At 70.7% G+C, this 18,543-nt stretch carries 18 protein-coding genes; 15 read left to right on the top strand and 3 right to left on the bottom strand.

The window, feature by feature from the left end:
• Window positions 1–95: 95 nt before the first annotated feature.
• Entirely contained in the window at window positions 96–767 is a 672-nt protein-coding gene (locus ABZ910_RS35205) for an ion channel (RefSeq protein WP_361373327.1), read from the bottom strand.
• A 67-nt stretch (window positions 768–834) separates the two neighbouring features.
• Between ABZ910_RS35205 and ABZ910_RS35200 the strand changes: the two genes are divergently transcribed.
• The gene (locus tag ABZ910_RS35200; RefSeq protein ID WP_361373325.1) at window positions 835–1,392 is read left to right on the top strand and encodes an HIT domain-containing protein; all 558 of its coding nucleotides are present in this window, start codon (window positions 835–837) and stop codon (window positions 1,390–1,392) included.
• A 91-nt stretch (window positions 1,393–1,483) separates the two neighbouring features.
• Here ABZ910_RS35200 and ABZ910_RS35195 read toward each other — a convergent pair whose 3' ends face one another.
• Together ABZ910_RS35195 and ABZ910_RS35190 are read right to left on the bottom strand one after the other, a co-directional pair.
• Window positions 1,484–3,139, bottom strand: a complete 1,656-nt coding sequence (locus ABZ910_RS35195; RefSeq protein WP_361373323.1) for a hypothetical protein — start codon at window positions 3,137–3,139, stop codon at window positions 1,484–1,486.
• Window positions 3,140–3,392: 253 nt separating this feature from the next.
• Window positions 3,393–5,588 carry an elongation factor G-like protein EF-G2 gene (locus ABZ910_RS35190; RefSeq protein ID WP_361373321.1) on the bottom strand — a complete coding sequence of 732 codons (2,196 nt, stop codon included), beginning with the start codon at window positions 5,586–5,588 and terminating at the stop codon, window positions 3,393–3,395.
• A 305-nt stretch (window positions 5,589–5,893) separates the two neighbouring features.
• Between ABZ910_RS35190 and pgsA the strand changes: the two genes are divergently transcribed.
• The 14 genes from pgsA to ABZ910_RS35120 all read left to right on the top strand — a co-directional run bounded on the left by pgsA (window position 5,894) and on the right by ABZ910_RS35120 (window position 18,430).
• Entirely contained in the window at window positions 5,894–6,571 is a 678-nt protein-coding gene (pgsA, locus tag ABZ910_RS35185) for a phosphatidylinositol phosphate synthase (RefSeq protein ID WP_361373319.1), read from the top strand.
• A complete protein-coding gene (locus ABZ910_RS35180; protein WP_361373317.1) occupies window positions 6,568–7,500 on the top strand; it encodes a phosphatidylinositol mannoside acyltransferase in 933 nt (310 codons plus the stop codon). Before pgsA ends, ABZ910_RS35180 begins: the two co-directional genes overlap by 4 nt.
• On the top strand, window positions 7,497–8,657 hold the full coding sequence (locus ABZ910_RS35175; protein WP_361373315.1) for a glycosyltransferase family 4 protein: 1,161 nt from the start codon (window positions 7,497–7,499) through the stop codon (window positions 8,655–8,657). The genes ABZ910_RS35180 and ABZ910_RS35175 overlap by 4 nt, the downstream gene beginning before the upstream one ends.
• Before the next feature lie 66 nt (window positions 8,658–8,723).
• Window positions 8,724–9,266 carry a hypothetical protein gene (locus ABZ910_RS35170; RefSeq protein ID WP_361373313.1) on the top strand — a complete coding sequence of 181 codons (543 nt, stop codon included), beginning with the start codon at window positions 8,724–8,726 and terminating at the stop codon, window positions 9,264–9,266.
• Between the two features lie 136 nt (window positions 9,267–9,402).
• Complete coding sequence (gene pdxS, locus ABZ910_RS35165) at window positions 9,403–10,320, top strand: pyridoxal 5'-phosphate synthase lyase subunit PdxS (protein WP_361373311.1); 918 nt, start codon at window positions 9,403–9,405, stop codon at window positions 10,318–10,320.
• A 12-nt stretch (window positions 10,321–10,332) separates the two neighbouring features.
• The gene (gene pdxT / locus ABZ910_RS35160; RefSeq protein ID WP_361373309.1) at window positions 10,333–10,938 is read left to right on the top strand and encodes a pyridoxal 5'-phosphate synthase glutaminase subunit PdxT; all 606 of its coding nucleotides are present in this window, start codon (window positions 10,333–10,335) and stop codon (window positions 10,936–10,938) included.
• Between the two features lie 48 nt (window positions 10,939–10,986).
• A complete protein-coding gene (locus ABZ910_RS35155) occupies window positions 10,987–11,739 on the top strand; it encodes a YebC/PmpR family DNA-binding transcriptional regulator (protein ID WP_361373307.1) in 753 nt (250 codons plus the stop codon).
• Between the two features lie 138 nt (window positions 11,740–11,877).
• Window positions 11,878–12,417, top strand: a complete 540-nt coding sequence (gene ruvC / locus ABZ910_RS35150; RefSeq protein WP_361373305.1) for a crossover junction endodeoxyribonuclease RuvC — start codon at window positions 11,878–11,880, stop codon at window positions 12,415–12,417.
• On the top strand, window positions 12,414–13,019 hold the full coding sequence (gene ruvA / locus ABZ910_RS35145; RefSeq protein WP_361373303.1) for a Holliday junction branch migration protein RuvA: 606 nt from the start codon (window positions 12,414–12,416) through the stop codon (window positions 13,017–13,019). The genes ruvC and ruvA overlap by 4 nt, the downstream gene beginning before the upstream one ends.
• A gap of 29 nt (window positions 13,020–13,048) precedes the next feature.
• Complete coding sequence (gene ruvB, locus ABZ910_RS35140) at window positions 13,049–14,122, top strand: Holliday junction branch migration DNA helicase RuvB (protein ID WP_361373301.1); 1,074 nt, start codon at window positions 13,049–13,051, stop codon at window positions 14,120–14,122.
• Window positions 14,123–14,300: 178 nt separating this feature from the next.
• Complete coding sequence (yajC, locus tag ABZ910_RS35135) at window positions 14,301–14,870, top strand: preprotein translocase subunit YajC (protein WP_361373299.1); 570 nt, start codon at window positions 14,301–14,303, stop codon at window positions 14,868–14,870.
• Window positions 14,871–15,011: 141 nt separating this feature from the next.
• On the top strand, window positions 15,012–16,781 hold the full coding sequence (gene secD, locus ABZ910_RS35130; protein WP_361373297.1) for a protein translocase subunit SecD: 1,770 nt from the start codon (window positions 15,012–15,014) through the stop codon (window positions 16,779–16,781).
• Between the two features lie 3 nt (window positions 16,782–16,784).
• On the top strand, window positions 16,785–17,894 hold the full coding sequence (gene secF, locus ABZ910_RS35125; protein ID WP_361373295.1) for a protein translocase subunit SecF: 1,110 nt from the start codon (window positions 16,785–16,787) through the stop codon (window positions 17,892–17,894).
• Window positions 17,891–18,430, top strand: a complete 540-nt coding sequence (locus ABZ910_RS35120; RefSeq protein ID WP_361373293.1) for an adenine phosphoribosyltransferase — start codon at window positions 17,891–17,893, stop codon at window positions 18,428–18,430. The genes secF and ABZ910_RS35120 overlap by 4 nt, the downstream gene beginning before the upstream one ends.
• Window positions 18,431–18,543: the final 113 nt, after the last annotated feature.

The raw sequence follows: 18,543 nt of genomic DNA, 5'->3' as shown, positions 1-18,543 counted from the left end.
AAACGCTCGACTGGGAAACCCCAGCCGAGCGCCTGCATAAACTACTCACGGCCTGATCAAACAACCGCGTGTTGCAACGACCCCTTGAATCCGCCTCAGCCTCCCGGGGGCCTTTTCTCGATGTCCCGGTTCTCGTCCTCCCGGGAGAACACCTGGAGCATCCAGGACGAGAACGACCCCGTGACCGCCCCCAGCAGCGCCAGACCGCAGGCCATCACCCCGACCGCGATCACCCGGCCCATCGGGGTCACGGGGACGACGTCCCCGTATCCGACGGTGCTGAGGGTCGAGCAGGCCCACCACACGGCGTCCCCGAACGTCCGCATGTTCGCGCCGGGCGCGTCCCGCTCCTGCTGGTAGACGGCGAGGGCGCCGGTGAATCCGAGCAGCACGGCGGACAGCCCGGCGTAGGCGATCACGCGTTCGTGGAGCGACAGCCGGGGCTGCCCGCGCCGGCGCTGCATGGTCTCGTAGAACCGGACCACGCGCAGCGGGCGCAGCAGCGGCAGGAGCAGCGCCACGGTGTCCAGCGGGTGCGTCGGCACGAAGCGCAGCCCCTGCCCGCTGAGCCGCCAGCACACCGCGTAGTTCACGGCGAACATCGCCCAGCAGGCCAGCAGCGCGAACCAGCACAGGTCCCGCCACGGCTCCGGGAGGCCGGGGGCCAGGACCCGCACCGCGTACGCGCCGAGGAAGACCAGCGAGGCGACGCTGAGAGGGATCGCGGTGCGCCGCTCCCAGCGGGCCGCGGGACTGTCGTCGTACACCGGCCCAGCTTGGCCCGGAATCCCGCTGCTCCAACCCTGCCGACACGCCGCGTACGGGCGAAGCCATATGCTGCCTAGCATGACGAGTGAGCCGGAACAGCAGATCGGAGTGGGGACGCAGGACGCGTTCCAGCGCCTGTGGACGCCCCATCGGATGGCGTACATCCAGGGTGAGAACAAGCCGACCGGTCCGGGGGCCGGTGACGGCTGCCCCTTCTGCTCGATTCCGGCCAAGTCCGACGAGGACGGGCTGATTCTGCGGCGCGGTGAGCACGTGTACGCGGTGCTCAACCTCTACCCGTACAACGGTGGCCACCTGATGACCGTGCCGTACCGGCACGTGGCCGACTACACCGACCTGACCGGGCCGGAGACCGCGGAACTCGCCGAGCTGACCAAGCAGGCGATGACGGCCCTGCGCACCGCCTCCGGCGCCCATGGTTTCAACATCGGTATGAACCAGGGAACCGTCGCGGGTGCGGGCATCGCCGCGCACCTGCACCAGCATGTCGTCCCCCGCTGGGGCGGTGACACGAACTTCATGCCGGTGGTCGGTCACACCAAGGTGCTGCCGCAGCTGCTGGCGGACACGCGCAAGATGCTGGCGGAGGCCTGGCCCGAGTAAGTGATCGAGGTCCTGCGTCGACGGTGGCCTGCCGCGACGGCGCGGCAGGCCTCGACCGCGGCCGGCGTCCACCGTGGGCCGCGACGCCTTCTCACGCGTCGTAGACGTCGGCCTTCTTCGGAGTGACGTCCTGCACCGTCACGCTGAGGGCTGAAGAACGGGTCCCGAACTTCTCCGTGTTCACACCGTTCTCCTTGAGCACCTTGAGCGCCGCCGCGTGCACCACCCGCAGCACCGGAGTGGCCGCGCGCAGCGCGTCGTCGGCCATGAAGCGGTGCCGCCAGGGCTGGTCGGCCCAGGCATGGCGCAGGCCGAACGGCTCCGGCAGGGTCAGTGACCCGCCGAGCCAGTTGAGCAGCGGCGGATACCAGGTGAAGGGGGCGCGCGCGGCGAGGCGTACCACCTCGTCGGTGTCGACCAGCGGCAGCTTCACCTTGCGGGTCTCCCAGAACCGGAGCGCCTTCTGCACCTCCCTCTCCTTGGCGGCGGGCTTCGAGGTGAACAGGGAGTTGACCGGCCCCAGGGCGTGTCCGGTGACCTCGATGCGCAGGGTGTCGTGGAGCACGGTCACCGTGATCAGCATGGTGATCACCAGCTGGCCGTCCCACAGGGTCCACTGGACCCCGAGGTAGTGCCGGTCGCCGCTGCCGAACTGCTGCTTGTTGCAGATGTCCTGTATCGCGTGCGTCTTGACCGTGTACGCGTCCACGTCGGTGCCGCTCGGCCGGGAGACCTCCTTCGCCTTCTCCCCGATCGGCGTGACGATCCAGTGCGTTATCGACGGCTTCGGGAAGCCGCCGGTGTTGATGGGGGTCCGCTCCAGCATGGCCAGGCCGCCCTGGATCGCGGTGATGACGTCCCAGCTGCGGAAGGGGTGGAACTCCTTGTCGGGGTCGGCGGAGACCAGGTCCTCGGCCAGCTGCCAGCTGCCCCAGCGCGTACCCATGCCGAGTATGCCCTTGGGGCCGGCGTAGAAGACGGAGTTCGAGCGCTGCTCGGCGCTGAGCCGGGCCAGCTCCTTGCGCACCTGCTCGGCCGCGTCGCCGGGGCTGCCGGGGACCGCCTCGGGGATCTTCGCGCCCAGGCCGCCGCCGGACAGCAGGCTCGACCATCCCTCCCGCAGATCGCGCGCCGTGCGTTCGCAGATCTGCCGGGCCCAGAACCAGCCGACGACCGGCATGACGACGGCCGCGCGTGTGTACCACGCCCAGAAGCCCGTGAACGGTGTACGGATCAGGAAGATCACGGCGAGTGCGCCGACGGCGACCAGCAGCGCGGTGCCGAGCGGGCCCGCGCCGCGGTTCTTGCGGCCGCTGACGGCGGTGCGGATGGTGAACACCATGAGCCAGACGAGGAGTCCGGGCAGGAAGAGCAGTCCGCACAGCACCATCGCCGCCGCGAGCCGGTTGTCGCGTTCGCGGCGCATGCGGTGGGCCGCCAGGCAGTGCTCCACGACGACCTGGGGTTCGATGCCGAAGGACTGGATGAGCGGCTTGCGTTTGGCGCCGAGCATGCGGTCGATCACCGCGCGGGAGAAGGCCTCACCGAGCCTGGGCCGGAAGATGCGGGCCCAGGGGCGCGGGTCCTTGACCGTCGACTGGTGCCATTCGTTGTCGGCTTCCAGGATCTTCGTGACCTCGTCGTCCCGGTACGCGGCCGAGGCCAGCGCGAAGGTCGCCGCCGTCTGGCCGTCCGAGCCGGACAACGGAACCTGCGCCCCGGGACTGAAGTCGAACCCGTCCGTCACTGCCGCCCCCTCGCCGCCGCACCCGCTGCATCTGCGGCCTTCCCGACTTCCTTGCCGCGCACACCTGTTGATCAGGTCATCAGCGTATCCACCGGCAGTGACATCCGTCGGCGTACGGCCAAAGCACCCCCTTTCGGTGGGCCGTTCCCCTCCGCGGCGCCGGCGCGGAGGGGGAACGAGGAAGTCGGCGCGGCGCCGGGTCGATCGCCGGGCGCCTGTCAACCGGTGGCCGTTCTGCTCCTGTTCGCGTCTGTCAGGCGTCCTGCTCCTGTTCCCGGATCTTCTCGGCGATCTGCGGCGGCATCGGCTCGTGCCGTGCGTAGGTGCGGTTGAAGCGGGCGGTGCCGTGGGAGAGCGAGCGCAGGTCGACCGCGTACCGGCCGATCTCGAACTCGGGCACCTCGGCCCGGACGAGGGTCCGCCCGGAGCCCACCTGTTCGGTGCCGACCACGCGTCCCCGGCGCCCCGACAGGTCGCTCATCACCGCGCCCACGTAGTCGTCGCCGACCAGGACGCTCACCTCGGCGACCGGCTCCAGCAGATGGATCCTCGCGTCGGCCGCGGCCTCCCGCAGCGCCAGCGCGCCCGCCGTCTGGAAGGCGGCGTCGGAGGAGTCCACGGAGTGCGCCTTGCCGTCCAGCAGGGTGATCCGGACGTCGACGAGCGGGTAGCCGGCGGCAACTCCCTTGGCGGCCTGAGCCCTTACTCCCTTCTCCACCGACGGGATGAACTGCCGCGGTACGGCGCCGCCGACCACCTTGTCGACGAACTCGATGCCGGAGCCGCCCGGCAGCGGCTCGACCTCGATCTCGCAGATCGCGTACTGCCCGTGCCCGCCGGACTGCTTGACGTGCCGCCCGCGCCCGGCTGCCTTGTTCGCGAACGTCTCCCGTAGGGAGACCTTGTGCGGTACGACGTCGACCTGGACGCCGTAGCGGCTGCGCAGCCGCTCCAGGGCGACGTCCGCGTGGGCTTCGCCCAGGCACCACAGCACCACCTGGTGGGTGTCCTGGTTCTGCTCCAGGCGCATCGTGGGGTCCTCGGCGGCCAGCCTGCTCAGGCCCTGGGAGAGCTTGTCCTCGTCGGGCTTGCTGTGCGCGTGGATGGCCAGCGGCAGCAGCGGGTCGGGCATCTGCCACGGCTCCATGAGCAGTGGGTCGTCCTTGGCCGAGAGCGTGTCCCCGGTCTCCGCGCGGCCCAGCTTGGCCACGCTGACCAGATCACCGGCGACGGCGTGCGTCACCGGCCGCTGCTGCTTGCCGAACGGCGTGGACAGCGCCCCGATCTTCTCGTCGACGTCGTGGTCCTCGTGCCCGCGGTCGGCCAGCCCGTGCCCGGAGACGTGCACCGTCTCGTCGGGGCGCAGGGTGCCCGAGAAGACCCGGACCAGGGAGACCCGGCCGACGTACGGGTCGGACGCGGTCTTCACGACCTCCGCGACCAGCGGGCCGTCCGGATCGCACGCCGGCAGCTCGCGCGACCTGCCGTCGACCGTGGTGACGGCGGGCGCCTGCTGTTCCAGGGGCGTCGGGAAGCCCCTGGTGACCAGGTCCAGGAGCTCGACCGTGCCGATCCCCTGCCGGGCGCCCTCGGCGGCGGGGGCGGCGGCCAGGACGGGGAAGAAGGCGCCGCGTGCCACGGCCTTCTCCAGGTCCTCGATCAGCGTCTTGACGTCGACCTGCTCGCCGCCGAGGTAGCGGTCCATGAGGGTCTCGTCCTCGCTCTCCGAGATGATGCCCTCGATGAGCCGGTTGCGGGCCTCCTCGATCCGCGGCAACTGGTCCGGGCCGGGCTCGGACTCCTTGCGCTCCCCGGACGCGTAGTCGAAGAGCCGCTGCGACAGCAGGCCGATGAGTCCCGTCACGGGCGCGTGCCCGTCGGGCTGCTGCGGGCCGTGCAGCGGAAGGTACAGCGGCAGTACGGCGTCGGGGTCGTCCGCACCGAACGCCTCCGCGCACACCCGGGTCATCTCCTCGAAGTCCGCGCGCGCGGCCTCCAGGTGCGTGATGACGATGGCCCGCGGCGTGCCGACGGCCGCGCACTCCTCCCACACCATCCGGGTCGAGCCGTCCACACCGTCCGAGGCGGAGACGACGAAGAGGGCCGCGTCCGCCGCGCGCAGACCGGCCCTGAGCTCGCCGACGAAGTCGGCGTATCCGGGGGTGTCGAGGAGGTTGATCTTGATTCCGTCCCATTCGACGGGGACGAGGGAGAGCTGTACGGAGCGTTGCTGCCGGTGTTCGATGTCGTCGTAGTCGGAGACGGTGCCGCCGTCCTCCACGCGGCCCGCCCTGTTCACGGCTCCCGCGGTCAGCGCGAGAGCCTCCACCAGAGTCGTCTTGCCCGAACCGGAGTGGCCGACCAGCACCACATTCCGTACGGACGCGGGGTGGTCGGCCGCCGTAGCCCTGCCGGCGGCTCCGGGGTTTGTGTTCGCCTTGTCGCCCATGGCCTTGCCTCCCGTGCACGGTGAGGTCACTGTGGGCGCGGGCACGTCGGGCCGCGTGCGGTGGCGGCTCCGATGACGCCCGCGGTCCTTCGAGCTTTCCACTCACGTCACGGTGCGTCCATACGGAGGACGCGATCCTGCCAGGACCCGGGTGGCGCCGGTTCGGGACACGGGATGCGGGTGCCCGGATCGTCGTGCCCGCGCGCGCGTGGGGACGCGCCCGGCCGTCGTACACACGCACGCCTGGCTACGATGGGCCAGCCGGTGGCCAGCAGGGGCCGGCGCCACCGACCGTCGGGAAGGCCATGCTGAACAAGTACGCGCGTGCATTCTTCACGCGTGTCCTCACGCCGTTCGCCGCGTTTCTCATCCGCCGGGGTGTCAGTCCCGACGCCGTCACGCTCATCGGCACCGCCGGTGTGGTCGCGGGTGCGCTGGTCTTCTACCCCATGGGTGAGTTCTTCTGGGGCACGGTCGTCATCACGCTGTTCGTCTTCTCCGACCTGGTCGACGGCAACATGGCACGCCAGCTGGGCCGCTCCAGCCGCTGGGGCGCCTTCCTGGACTCCACCCTCGACCGGGTGGCCGACGGCGCGATCTTCGCGGGCTTCGCCCTGTGGTACGCGGGCGGGGGGAACGACAACGTCCTGTGCGCCGTCTCGATCTTCTGCCTGGCCAGCGGCCAGGTAGTGTCGTACACCAAGGCCCGTGGTGAGTCGATCGGGCTGCCGGTCGCCGTCAACGGGCTCGTCGAGCGTGCCGAGCGGCTGGTGATCTCGCTGGTCGCGGCCGGATTCGCGGGCCTGCACAAGTTCGGTGTGCCCGGCATCCAGTACCTGCTTCCCATCGCCCTGTGGATCGTCGCCGCGGGCAGCCTGGTCACGCTGGTCCAGCGTGTCGTCACGGTGCGCCGGGAGTCCGCGGAGGCGGAGGCCACGGCCGGGCGGGGCAATGCGTCCCAGGGGAGCGAGGCGGCGAAGTGAGCACCTCGGAACGGCTGACCGACACGCTGTACGGTCTCGGCTGGGGCACCGTCAAGAAGCTTCCCGAGCCGGTCGCCGCACGGCTCGGCCGCACGGTCGCCGACCTCGCCTGGAAGCAGCGCGGAGCCGGTGTGAAGCGGCTGGAGAGCAACTACGCGCGCGTGGTGCCCGACGCGAGCCCCGAGCGGCTGGCCGAGCTCTCGCGCGCGGGCATGCGCTCGTACCTGCGCTACTGGATGGAGTCGTTCCGGCTGCCGGCCTGGAGCGCCGAGCGGATCAAGGCGGGCTTCGACCCCAAGGACGTCCACCACCTGACCGACGGCCTGGCCTCCGACCGCGGCGTCATACTCGCCCTGCCGCACCTGGCCAACTGGGACCTGGCGGGCGCGTGGGTCACCACCAAGCTGGAGACCCCGTTCACGACGGTCGCCGAGCGCCTCAAGCCAGAGACGTTGTACGACCGCTTCGTCGCCTATCGCGAGGGCCTCGGCATGGAGGTCCTGCCGCACAGCGGTGGCTCCGCGTTCGGCACGCTGGCCCGCCGGCTGCGCGACGGCGGCCTGGTGTGCCTGGTCGCCGACCGCGATCTGTCGGCCTCCGGTGTGGAGGTGAAGTTCTTCGGCGAGACGGCGCGCATGCCCGCGGGCCCGGCGCTCCTCGCCCAGCAGACGGGCGCGCTCCTGCTGCCCGTGACGCTCTGGTACGACGACTCGCCCGTCATGCAGGGCCGCGTCCATGCCCCGATCGAGGTACCCGAGACAGGTACGCGGGCCGAGAAGACGTCTGTCATGACACAGGCGCTGGCCGATGCCTACGCCACCGGGATCGCCGATCATCCGGAGGACTGGCACATGCTGCAGCGGCTCTGGCTCGCAGACCTCGATCCCGCGAAGGCACCGGCCACGGATCCGGGTAAGGGGACCTTGTGAGGATCGGCATCGTCTGCCCGTACTCGTGGGACGTGCCGGGCGGCGTCCAGTTCCACATCCGCGACCTGGCCGACTACTTCATCCGGCTCGGCCACGAGGTGTCCGTCCTCGCCCCGGCCGACGACGACACCCCGCTGCCGCCGTACGTCGTCTCGGCGGGCCGCGCGGTCCCGGTGCCGTACAACGGCTCGGTGGCCCGGCTCAACTTCGGCTTCCTGAGCGCGGCCCGGGTGCGCCGCTGGCTGCACGACGGGGCGTTCGACGTGGTCCACATCCACGAGCCGACCTCGCCGTCGCTCGGCCTGCTCACCTGCTGGGCCGGGCAAGGCCCCATCGTGGCCACCTTCCACACGTCGAACCCGCGCTCCCGCGCGATGATCGCCGCGTACTCGATCCTCCAGGCCGCACTGGAGAAGATCAGCGCGCGCATTGCCGTGAGCGAGTACGCCCGCCGCACCCTCGTCGAGCACCTGGGCGGGGACGCGGTCGTGATCCCCAACGGCGTCGACGTCGACTTCTTCGCCAAGGCCGAGCCGAAGCCCGAGTGGCAGGGGGACACGATCGGCTTCGTCGGCCGCATCGACGAGCCCCGCAAGGGCCTGCCGGTGCTGATGAAGGCCCTGCCGAAGATCCTGGCCGCGCGCCCGCAGACCCGGCTGCTGGTCGCCGGCCGCGGCGACGAGAAGGAGGCGGTCGAGACCCTCCCCGCCGAACTCCGTTCCCGCGTCGAGTTCCTCGGCATGGTCAGCGACGAGGACAAGGCCCGCTTCCTGCGCAGCGTCGACCTGTACGTCGCGCCCAACACCGGCGGCGAGAGCTTCGGCATCATCCTCGTCGAGGCCATGTCGGCCGGCGCCCCGGTGCTCGCCTCCGATCTCGACGCCTTCGCCCAGGTCCTCGACCAGGGGGCGGCGGGGGAGCTGTTCGCCAACGAGGACGCCGACGCACTGGCCGAGGCGGCCGTACGGCTGCTCGGGGACCCGGAGCGCCGGGCCGAGCTGCGCGAGCGCGGCAGCGCCCATGTGCGGCGCTTCGACTGGTCGACGGTCGGCGCGGACATCCTCTCCGTGTACGAGACGGTGACGGCGGGCGCGGCGGCGGTGGCGACGGACGAACGGTCGGGGCTGCGGGCACGGTTCGGACTGGCGCGGGGCTGACGCGGAGGGCCGGTGGGGGCCGGTGCGGGGTTACGGCACGACATCGGTCGGCAATAATCAGCCCCCGTGACCGCAACCCTCATCTGGATCCTCGTCGCCCTGGTCGCGATCGGCCTGTATCTCAGCTGGACGGCCGGCCGGCTCGACCGGCTGCACGCCCGGATCGACGCCGCCCGTGCCGCGCTCGACGCGCAGCTGCTGCGCCGCGCCTCGGTGACACAGGAACTGGCCACCTCCGGAGTGCTGGACCCGGCGGCCTCGATCCTGCTCTACGAGGCCGCGCACGACGCACGGCAGGCCGAGGAGGAGCAGCGGGAGGTCGCCGAGAGCGAACTGAGCCAGGCGCTGCGGGCCGTCTTCGCCGAGGCCCAGCAGGTGGAGGCCGTCCGCCGGGCAGCCGGGGGCGAGGAGGCCGCGCGGGAGCTGACCGAGGCCGTGCGCAGGGTGCCGATGGCCCGCCGCTTCCACAACGACGCGGTGGGCGCGGCGCGGCGGCTGCGCGAACACCGGAAGGTGCGGTGGTTCCGGCTGGCGGGCCACGCGCCCTTCCCCATGGCCTTCGAGATGGACGACGAGCCGCCGACGGCCCTGGTCGAGCGGGCGGTGTAGGGGCCGGCGCGAGGGCCGACCACCGAATACCGCCCTGAAAAGGATCCACCGCCTTCGTATTGGCCCTTGCGGTGGCCCTCTTCCCTCACGTTTCCTCGGTCCAGCACAACATCGTCTTCACCGAGTGAGGTCACCCGTGTCCACCACGCTTCCCGATGCTTCCGCCCAGACCCCCGAGACCGGCACCGCGCGCGTGAAGCGCGGCATGGCCGAGCAGCTCAAGGGCGGCGTGATCATGGACGTCGTCACGCCGGAGCAGGCGAAGATCGCCGAGGACGCGGGCGCCGTCGCCGTCATGGCGCTGGAGCGGGTCCCGGCCGACATCCGCAAGGACGGCGGCGTGGCCCGCATGTCCGACCCGGACATGATCGAGGGCATCATCGACGCGGTCTCGATCCCGGTCATGGCCAAGTCCCGCATCGGCCACTTCGTCGAGGCCCAGGTGCTGCAGTCCCTCGGCGTCGACTACATCGACGAGTCCGAGGTCCTCACCCCGGCCGACGAGGTCAACCACTCCGACAAGTGGGCGTTCACCACCCCCTTCGTGTGCGGCGCCACCAACCTCGGTGAGGCCCTGCGCCGCATCGCCGAGGGCGCCGCGATGATCCGCTCCAAGGGCGAGGCCGGCACCGGCAACGTCGTCGAGGCCGTCCGCCACCTGCGCCAGATCAAGAACGAGATCGGCAAGCTGCGCGCCCTCGACCACAACGAGCTGTTCGCCGCCGCCAAGGAGCTGCGCGCCCCGTACGAGCTGGTCAAGGAGGTCGCCGAGCTGGGCAAGCTCCCGGTGGTGCTGTTCTCCGCCGGTGGCGTGGCGACCCCGGCCGACGCCGCGCTGATGCGCCAGCTGGGCGCCGAGGGCGTCTTCGTCGGCTCCGGCATCTTCAAGTCCGGCGACCCGGCCAAGCGCGCCGCCGCCATCGTGAAGGCCACCACCTTCTACGACGACCCGAAGATCATCGCGGACGCGTCCCGCAACCTCGGCGAGGCCATGGTCGGCATCAACTGCGACACCCTCCCCGAGGCCGAGCGCTACGCCAACCGCGGCTGGTAGGGCACGACATCCATGAACACCCCCGTCATCGGCGTCCTGGCCCTCCAGGGCGACGTACGGGAGCACCTCATCGCCCTGGCCGCGGCCGACGCCGTGGCCAGGCCGGTGCGGCGCCCCGAAGAACTCGCCGAGGTGGACGGCCTCGTCCTCCCCGGCGGTGAGTCCACCACGATCTCCAAGCTGGCCGTCCTCTTCGGAGTGATGGAGCCCCTCCGCGCGCGCGTGCGGGACGGTATGCCCGTCTACGGCACCTGCGCGGGCATGATCATGCTCGCCGACAAGATCCTCGACCCGCGCTCGGGCCAGGAGACGATCGGCGGCATCGACATGATCGTGCGCCGCAACGCCTTCGGCCGGCAGAACGAGTCGTTCGAAGCGGCGGTCGACGTCAAGGGAGTCGAGGGCGATCCTGTAGAGGGCGTCTTCATCCGCGCCCCGTGGGTCGAGTCCGTCGGCGCCGGTGCCGAGGTGCTCGCCGAACACGAAGGCCACATCGTTGCGGTCCGTCAGGGCGTCGCGCTCGCCACGTCGTTCCACCCGGAGCTGACCGGCGACCACCGTGTGCACGCCCTGTTCGTCGACATGGTGCGCGCCGACCGGACCCGGGAGTCCTTGTAGGATCTCTGGGGTTCGTACAGAGATGAGTTACGCGAAGGAGACAGGCAGATGTCCGGCCACTCTAAATGGGCTACGACGAAGCACAAGAAGGCCGTGATCGACGCCAAGCGCGGCAAGCTCTTCGCGAAGCTGATCAAGAACATCGAGGTCGCGGCGCGCATGGGCGGCGTCGACATCGAGGGCAACCCGACGCTCTACGACGCCATCCAGAAGGCGAAGAAGCAGTCGGTCCCGAACAAGAACATCGACTCCGCGGTCAAGCGCGGTGGCGGTCTCGAGGCCGGCGGCGCCGACTACGAGACGATCATGTACGAGGGTTACGGCCCGAACGGTGTCGCGGTGCTCATCGAGTGCCTCACCGACAACCGCAACCGCGCCGCCTCCGACGTGCGTGTCGCCATGACGCGCAACGGCGGCAACATGGCCGACCCGGGCTCCGTGTCGTACATGTTCAGCCGCAAGGGCGTCGTCATCGTCCCCAAGGGTGGGCTGAGCGAGGACGACGTGCTCGGCGCCGTCCTGGACGCCGGTGCCGAGGAGGTCAACGACCTCGGCGAGACCTTCGAGGTCATCAGCGAGGCCACCGACCTGGTCGCGGTCCGCACCGCGCTCCAGGAGGTGGGCATCGACTACGACTCGGCCGAGTCGAGCTTCGTGCCGTCCGTCCAGGTCGAGCTGGACGAGGAGGGCGCCAAGAAGATCTTCAAGCTGATCGACGCGCTCGAGGACAGCGACGACGTGCAGAACGTCTTCGCCAACTTCGATGTCAGCGACGAGGTCATGGAGAAGGTCGACGCGTAGGCGCTGCCGCGAGCTTCGCAGGTCTCACGGGCCGACGGGACATCTCCCGTCGGCCCGTCGCTTTGCCGGGAGGCGCTGGCCGCCGTTGTCAGTGACACCGGATAGCCTGCACAAACAGGCAAGCGAAGGAGGGGACAGGTGCGTGTACTGGGGGTGGACCCCGGACTGACCCGGTGCGGTGTCGGGGTGGTCGAGGGGGTCGCGGGCCGTCCGCTCACCATGGTCGGCGTGGGGGTCGTACGCACATCGGCGGACGCCGAGCTGAGCCACCGGCTCGTGGCCGTCGAGCAGGGCATCGAGCAGTGGCTGGACGAGCACCGGCCCGAGTTCGTCGCCGTCGAGCGCGTCTTCAGCCAGCACAACGTCCGTACGGTGATGGGCACCGCCCAGGCCAGTGCCGTCGCGATGCTCTGCGCCGCCCGCCGCGGCATCCCCGTCGCCCTGCACACCCCCAGCGAGGTCAAGGCCGCAGTCACCGGCAGCGGCCGCGCCGACAAGGCACAGGTCGGCGCCATGGTCACCCGGCTGCTCCGGCTGGCCGCCCCGCCCAAGCCCGCCGACGCCGCCGACGCCCTCGCGCTCGCCATCTGCCACATCTGGCGCGCCCCCGCCCAGAACCGTCTCCAGCAGGCCGTCGCCCTGCACACCACCCACGCAACGAAAGGCCGTACGGCATGATCGCCTTCGTGAGCGGCACGGTCGCCGCCCTCGCTCCCGACGTAGCGGTGGTCGAGGTGGGAGGTGTCGGCATGGCCGTCCAGTGCACGCCGAACACCCTCTCCACGCTCCGGCTCGGCCAGTCGGCCAAGCTCGCCACCTCCCTCGTCGTACGGGAGGACTCGCTGACCCTGTACGGCTTCGCGGACGACGACGAGCGTCAGGTCTTCGAGCTGCTGCAGACCGCGAGCGGCGTCGGCCCGCGCCTCGCCCAGGCGATGCTCGCGGTGCACACCCCGGACGCCCTGCGCCGGGCCGTCGCCACCGGTGACGAGAAGGCGCTCACCGCCGTCCCCGGCATCGGCAAGAAGGGCGCCCAGAAACTGCTGCTGGAGCTCACGGACCGGCTCGGCGAGCCGGTGGGCGCCCCCGCGGTCGGCGCCCCTGTCTCCACCGGCTGGCGCGACCAGCTGCACGCGGCCCTGATCGGCCTCGGGTACGCGACCCGTGAGGCCGACGAGGCCGTCACCGCCGTGGCTCCGCAGGCCGAGGCCGCCGAGGGCGCGCCGCAGGTGGGACAGCTGCTGAAGGCGGCCCTGCAGACCCTGAACCGCGCCCGCTGACCATCTGCGCCCCCAGCTAGGAGATCTCAGTGAACTGGGACGACACGGCCGACACCGCCGCCGCTCCCGACCGGCTCGTCGGTGCCTCCGCCGACGGTGAGGACCAGGCCGTCGAGGCCGCCCTGCGGCCCAAGGACCTCGGCGAGTTCATCGGCCAGGAGAAGGTCCGCGAGCAGCTCGACCTCGTCCTGCGCGCCGCACGCGCGCGGGGCGCCACCGCCGACCACGTGCTGCTCTCCGGTGCCCCCGGACTCGGCAAGACCACCCTGTCGATGATCATCGCGGCCGAGATGGGCGCCCCCATCCGCATCACCAGCGGTCCCGCCATCCAGCACGCCGGCGATCTCGCCTCGATCCTCTCCTCCCTCCAGGAGGGCGAGGTCCTCTTCCTCGACGAGATCCACCGGATGTCGCGGCCCGCCGAGGAGATGCTGTACATGGCGATGGAGGACTTCCGTGTCGACGTCATCGTCGGCAAGGGCCCCGGCGCCACCGCCATCCCGCTCGAACTGCCCCCGTTCACCCTGGTCGGCGCCACCACGCGCGCGGGCCTGCTGCCGCCCCCGCTGCGCGACCGCTTCGGCTTCACCGCGCACATGGAGTTCTACGAGCCGACCGAGCTGGAGCGTGTCGTGCACCGCTCGGCCGGACTGCTCGACGTCGAGATCGTCCCCGAGGGCGCAGCCGAGATCGCCGGCCGCTCCCGCGGCACGCCCCGCATCGCCAACCGGCTGCTGCGCCGGGTGCGGGACTACGCGCAGGTCAAGGCCGACGGGATCATCACCAGGGACGTCGCGTCGGCGGCCCTGCGGGTCTACGAGGTGGACGCGCGCGGCCTCGACCGGCTCGACCGCGCCGTCCTGGAGGCGCTGCTCAAGCTGTTCGGCGGCGGCCCCGTCGGCCTGTCCACCCTCGCCGTGGCGGTGGGGGAGGAGCGCGAGACCGTCGAGGAGGTCGCCGAGCCCTTCCTCGTACGGGAGGGACTGCTGGCCCGCACCCCCCGTGGACGCGTCGCGACGCCCGCGGCCTGGGCGCACCTCGGTCTCACCCCGCCCGGCGGAGCGCCCGGGGGAAACGGACAACGGGACCTGTTCGGGGCGTGACGGCCAGGGGATCGGCGAGGGCATTGGCGGCGCCAGGAACCCAGGTGCCATGCTGGGCGTTGTTCCCTGCATGCGGACTCGCTTAGACTCCGCCGATGCCGCCCTTGCGGTGGCGTCAACCACACCACCATCCACCAGGCCGCTGTCCGCCGCGGTCGTGCGAAGGAAACCCCGTCCCGTGAATACCTTGACCCTCCTCCCGTTCATCGTGCTCATCGCGGCCATGTTCCTGATGACGCGCTCGGCCAAGAAGAAGCAGCAGCAGGCCGCCTCCATGCGCAACGAGATGCAGCCCGGATCCGGCGTCCGCACGATCGGGGGGATGTACGCGACGGTCAAGGAAGTCAGCGAGGACACGGTCCTCCTCGACGCCGCCCCGGGCGTGGATCTCCTCTTCGCGAAGAACGCGATCGGCGCCGTTCTCACCGACGACGAGTACAACCGCATCGTCCACGGCATCGAGCACGACCTGAAGTCCGACGCGGACATCGTCCCGGACGACGCCTCCTCCCTCACCGAGACCGACGCGCCCGTCGACGCCGCCGCCTCCGACGACAAGGCCGTCGATTTCGGTAAGAAGGACGCGAAGAAGGACGAGAAGGACGCGGCCGAGGAGCCGGCCGCCGAGGCCGACAAGGCTGACAAGGCCGAGCCCGCCGAGACGAAGGCCGACGACGAGCCGGAGAAGGCCGAGGCGAAGGCGGACGCAGAGCCGAAGAAGACCGACGGCGACTCCGACGCGAAGTAGTCACGTCCCGGGGTGGCGCGGCGCGAGGGTTCGCGCCGCGCGCACTCCGGGCGCGTCTGTTTCCCGCACGGGATCCCGACACCATGTCATGGCCGACCGCACCGACGCGGCGCGGGGCGGCCCGAGAGGGAGTACGAGAAGGTGGCAGCACCTAAGAAGGGCCGGAGTGCGAGCGCCCCGAGCAAGCCAGGGCGCTCGCTGGCCCTCATCCTGATCGCCATCGTGGCGCTCACCGGAGGCATGTTCGCCTCAGGGCACACCACTCCGCGTCTCGGCATCGACCTTGCCGGTGGCACGAGCATCACGCTCAAGGCGAAGGCCGACCAAGGGTCCGCGATCAACAAGGCCAACATGGACACCGCGGTCGAGATCATGAACCGCCGTGTCAACGGCCTCGGCGTCTCCGAGGCGGAGGTGCAGACCCAGGGGAACGACAACATCATCGTCAACATCCCCAGGGGCACCAACTCCAAGGAAGCCCGCGAGCAGGTCGGCACCACCGCGAAGCTGTACTTCCGCCCGGTCCTGGCCACCGAGCCCAGCGCGCCGGGCAAGGCGACCCCGTCGCCGAGCGCGTCGCCCGGCTCCGGCTCCAACGGCTCGCCGAACCCGTCGGCGACCCCGTCCGCTGCCAAGCAGAAGGCGTCCACGTCCTCCCCGGCGGCCTCCGCCACTCCCCAGGGCCGCGCCGTCTCCGACGCGCTGAAGGCCGGCGCCAAGCCGTCCGCCACCCCGAGCGCCCCGTCCTCCGCCAGCCCCTCCGGGGCCCCGAACAACAGCATCGGCGGTGCGGCCGCCAAGCTCCAGGCCCAGTACGCCGCCCTTGACTGCTCGAAGCCGTCGGCCCGCGCCACCGCCGGCAAGACCGCCAAGCCCGGCGAGTCGACCGTGGCCTGCGGCCAGGTCGACAAGGTCTGGTACAAGTACGTGCTCGGCCCGGCCGCCGTGGACGGCACCGAGGTCAAGAAGGCCCAGGCGGTCTTCGACACCCAGGGCGCCTCCGGCTGGCAGGTCCAGATGAACTTCGACTCCACCGGAGCCAAGAAGTTCGCCGACATCACGGCCCAGCTCGCCAAGAACCAGCAGCCGCAGAACGAGTTCGGCATCGTCCTCGACGGCGAGGTCGTCTCCAGCCCGTACGTCAGCCAGTCCATCACCGGCGGCCAGGCGGAGATCACCGGCCACTTCACGCAGGAGGAGGCCCAGAGCCTCTCCAACATGCTGTCGTACGGTGCGCTGCCGCTGACGTTCACGGAGGACACAGTCACCACGGTGACCGCGGCGCTCGGTGGTGAGCAGCTGCACGCCGGTCTGCTCGCCGGCGCGATCGGCCTCGCGCTGGTCGTGCTCTACCTGGTGTTCTACTACCGGGGCCTGTCCCTGGTCGCGATGGCGTCCCTGCTGATCTCCGGCATCCTGACCTACGTGATCATGGCACTGCTCGGCCCGGCGATCGGCTTCGCGCTGAACCTGCCGGCCGTCTGCGGCGCGATCGTCGCGATCGGTATCACAGCCGACTCGTTCATCGTGTACTTCGAACGCATCCGGGACGAGATCCGCGAGGGCCGCTCCCTGCGCCCCGCCGTCGAGCGGGCCTGGCCGCGCGCCCGGCGCACCATCCTCGTCTCCGACTTCGTCTCGTTCCTCGCCGCGGCCGTGCTGTTCATCGTCACCGTCGGCAAGGTCCAGGGCTTCGCGTTCACGCTGGGTCTGACCACCGTGCTCGACGTGGTCGTCGTCTTCTTCTTCACCAAGCCGCTGATGACGATCCTCGCCCGCCGCAAGTTCTTCGCGCAGGGTCACAAGTGGTCGGGCCTCGACCCGAAGAGCCTGGGTGCCAAGCCGCCGCTGCGCCGTACCCGCCGTCCCGCCGGTCCCGCCTCCGGCCCTGCCCAGACGAAGGAGGCGTGAGCGATGTCGAAACTCGGCAACCTCGGCGCACGACTGCATCGCGGCGAGATCAGCTACGACTTCATCGGGCACCGCAAGATCTGGTACGGCGTCTCCATCCTGATCACGATCACGGCGATCGTCGGTCTGGCGGTACGCGGCCTGCACCTGGGCATCGACTTCCAGGGCGGCGCCGTCTTCACCACCCCGAAGACCAGCGTCTCCGTCGCCCAGGCCGAGAGGTACGCGGAGTCCGCGGCCGGCCATGACGCGGTCGTGCAGGAGCTCGGCACGGGCGGTATGCGCATCCAGATCGCGGGCGTGGACACCCAGAAGTCCGACGCCATCAAGGACTCCCTCGCCAAGGACCTGCAGCTCAACCCGGAGAAGATCAACGCCGACCTGGTCGGCCCCAGTTGGGGCGAGCAGGTCGCCAACAAGGCCTGGGAGGGCCTGGCGATCTTCATGGTCCTGGTCGTGATCTACCTGGCGATCGCCTTCGAGTGGCGTATGGCCGTCGCGGCGCTCGTCGCGCTGATCCACGACATCACCATCACGACCGGTGTCTACGCGCTGGTCGGCTTCGAGGTCACCCCCGGCACGGTCATCGGCCTGCTCACGATCCTCGGTTACTCGCTCTACGACACGGTCGTCGTCTTCGACAGCCTCAAGGAGCAGACGAAGGACATCACCAAGCAGACCCGCTTCACCTACAGCGACATCGCCAACCAGTCGATCAACGGCACCCTGGTCCGCTCGATCAACACCACCGTGGTCGCGCTGCTGCCGGTCGCCGGCCTGCTCTTCATCGGCGGCGGTGTCCTCGGTGCGGGTACGCTGAACGACATCTCGCTGTCGTTGTTCGTCGGCCTCGCGGCCGGTGCGTACTCCTCGATCTTCATCGCCACGCCGCTCGTCGCCGATCTCAAGGAGCGCGAGCCGCAGATGAAGGCGCTCAGGAAGCGCGTCCTGGCCAAGCGGGCCCAGGCCGCCGCGGAGGGCGAGCTCGCCGACGGCCGGTCCGCCGGTGTCATCGGTCACCCCGACGACGCCGCACCCGCCGTCGTAGGCCCGCGCGATCAGTCCGCGCCCCGTACCCGGGGCCGCGGCCGACCTTCCGGAAAGCGACGATGACCGACATCCGAGAGCTGCTGCTCAGCCGTATCCGCGACGTTGCCGACTACCCGGAGCAGGGCGTGATGTTCAAGGACATCACCCCGCTCCTCGCGGACCCGGCGGCCTTCACGGCCCTCACCGACGCGCTGGCCGAGATCGCCCAGAACACCGGCGCCACCAAGATCGTCGGTCTGGAGGCGCGGGGCTTCATCCTGGGTGCCCCGGTCGCCGTCCGCGCGGGCCTCGGCTTCATCCCCGTGCGCAAGGCGGGCAAGCTCCCCGGAGCCACCCTCCGCCAGGCGTACGACCTGGAGTACGGCTCCGCGGAGATCGAGGTGCACGCCGAGGACCTGACCGAGGGCGACCGCGTCCTGGTCATCGACGACGTCCTCGCCACCGGTGGCACGGCCGAGGCCTCCCTGGAGCTGATCCGCCGCGCGGGCGCCGAGGTCGCCGGCGTGGCGGTCCTCATGGAGCTCGGCTTCCTGGGCGGCCGCGACCGCCTGACGCCGGCCCTGGCGGGTGCCCCCCTGGAGGCGCTCCTCCAGGTCTGAGCAGCCGGATCCGACCTCTCGGGTCCTGCCCCGTCCGGCCGGGCTCCCGCAAGCTGCGGGAGGCCGGCCCGGGTGGTTTGAGGGGGGAGAAAGGAAGAGAGGGGGGTAGGGGA

The organism is Streptomyces sp. NPDC046805 (assembly GCF_040645355.1).
Taxonomy (GTDB): domain Bacteria; phylum Actinomycetota; class Actinomycetes; order Streptomycetales; family Streptomycetaceae; genus Streptomyces.
Note: the sequence above shows the minus strand (reverse complement) of the source record. Positions and strands in the feature narration are given on the sequence as shown.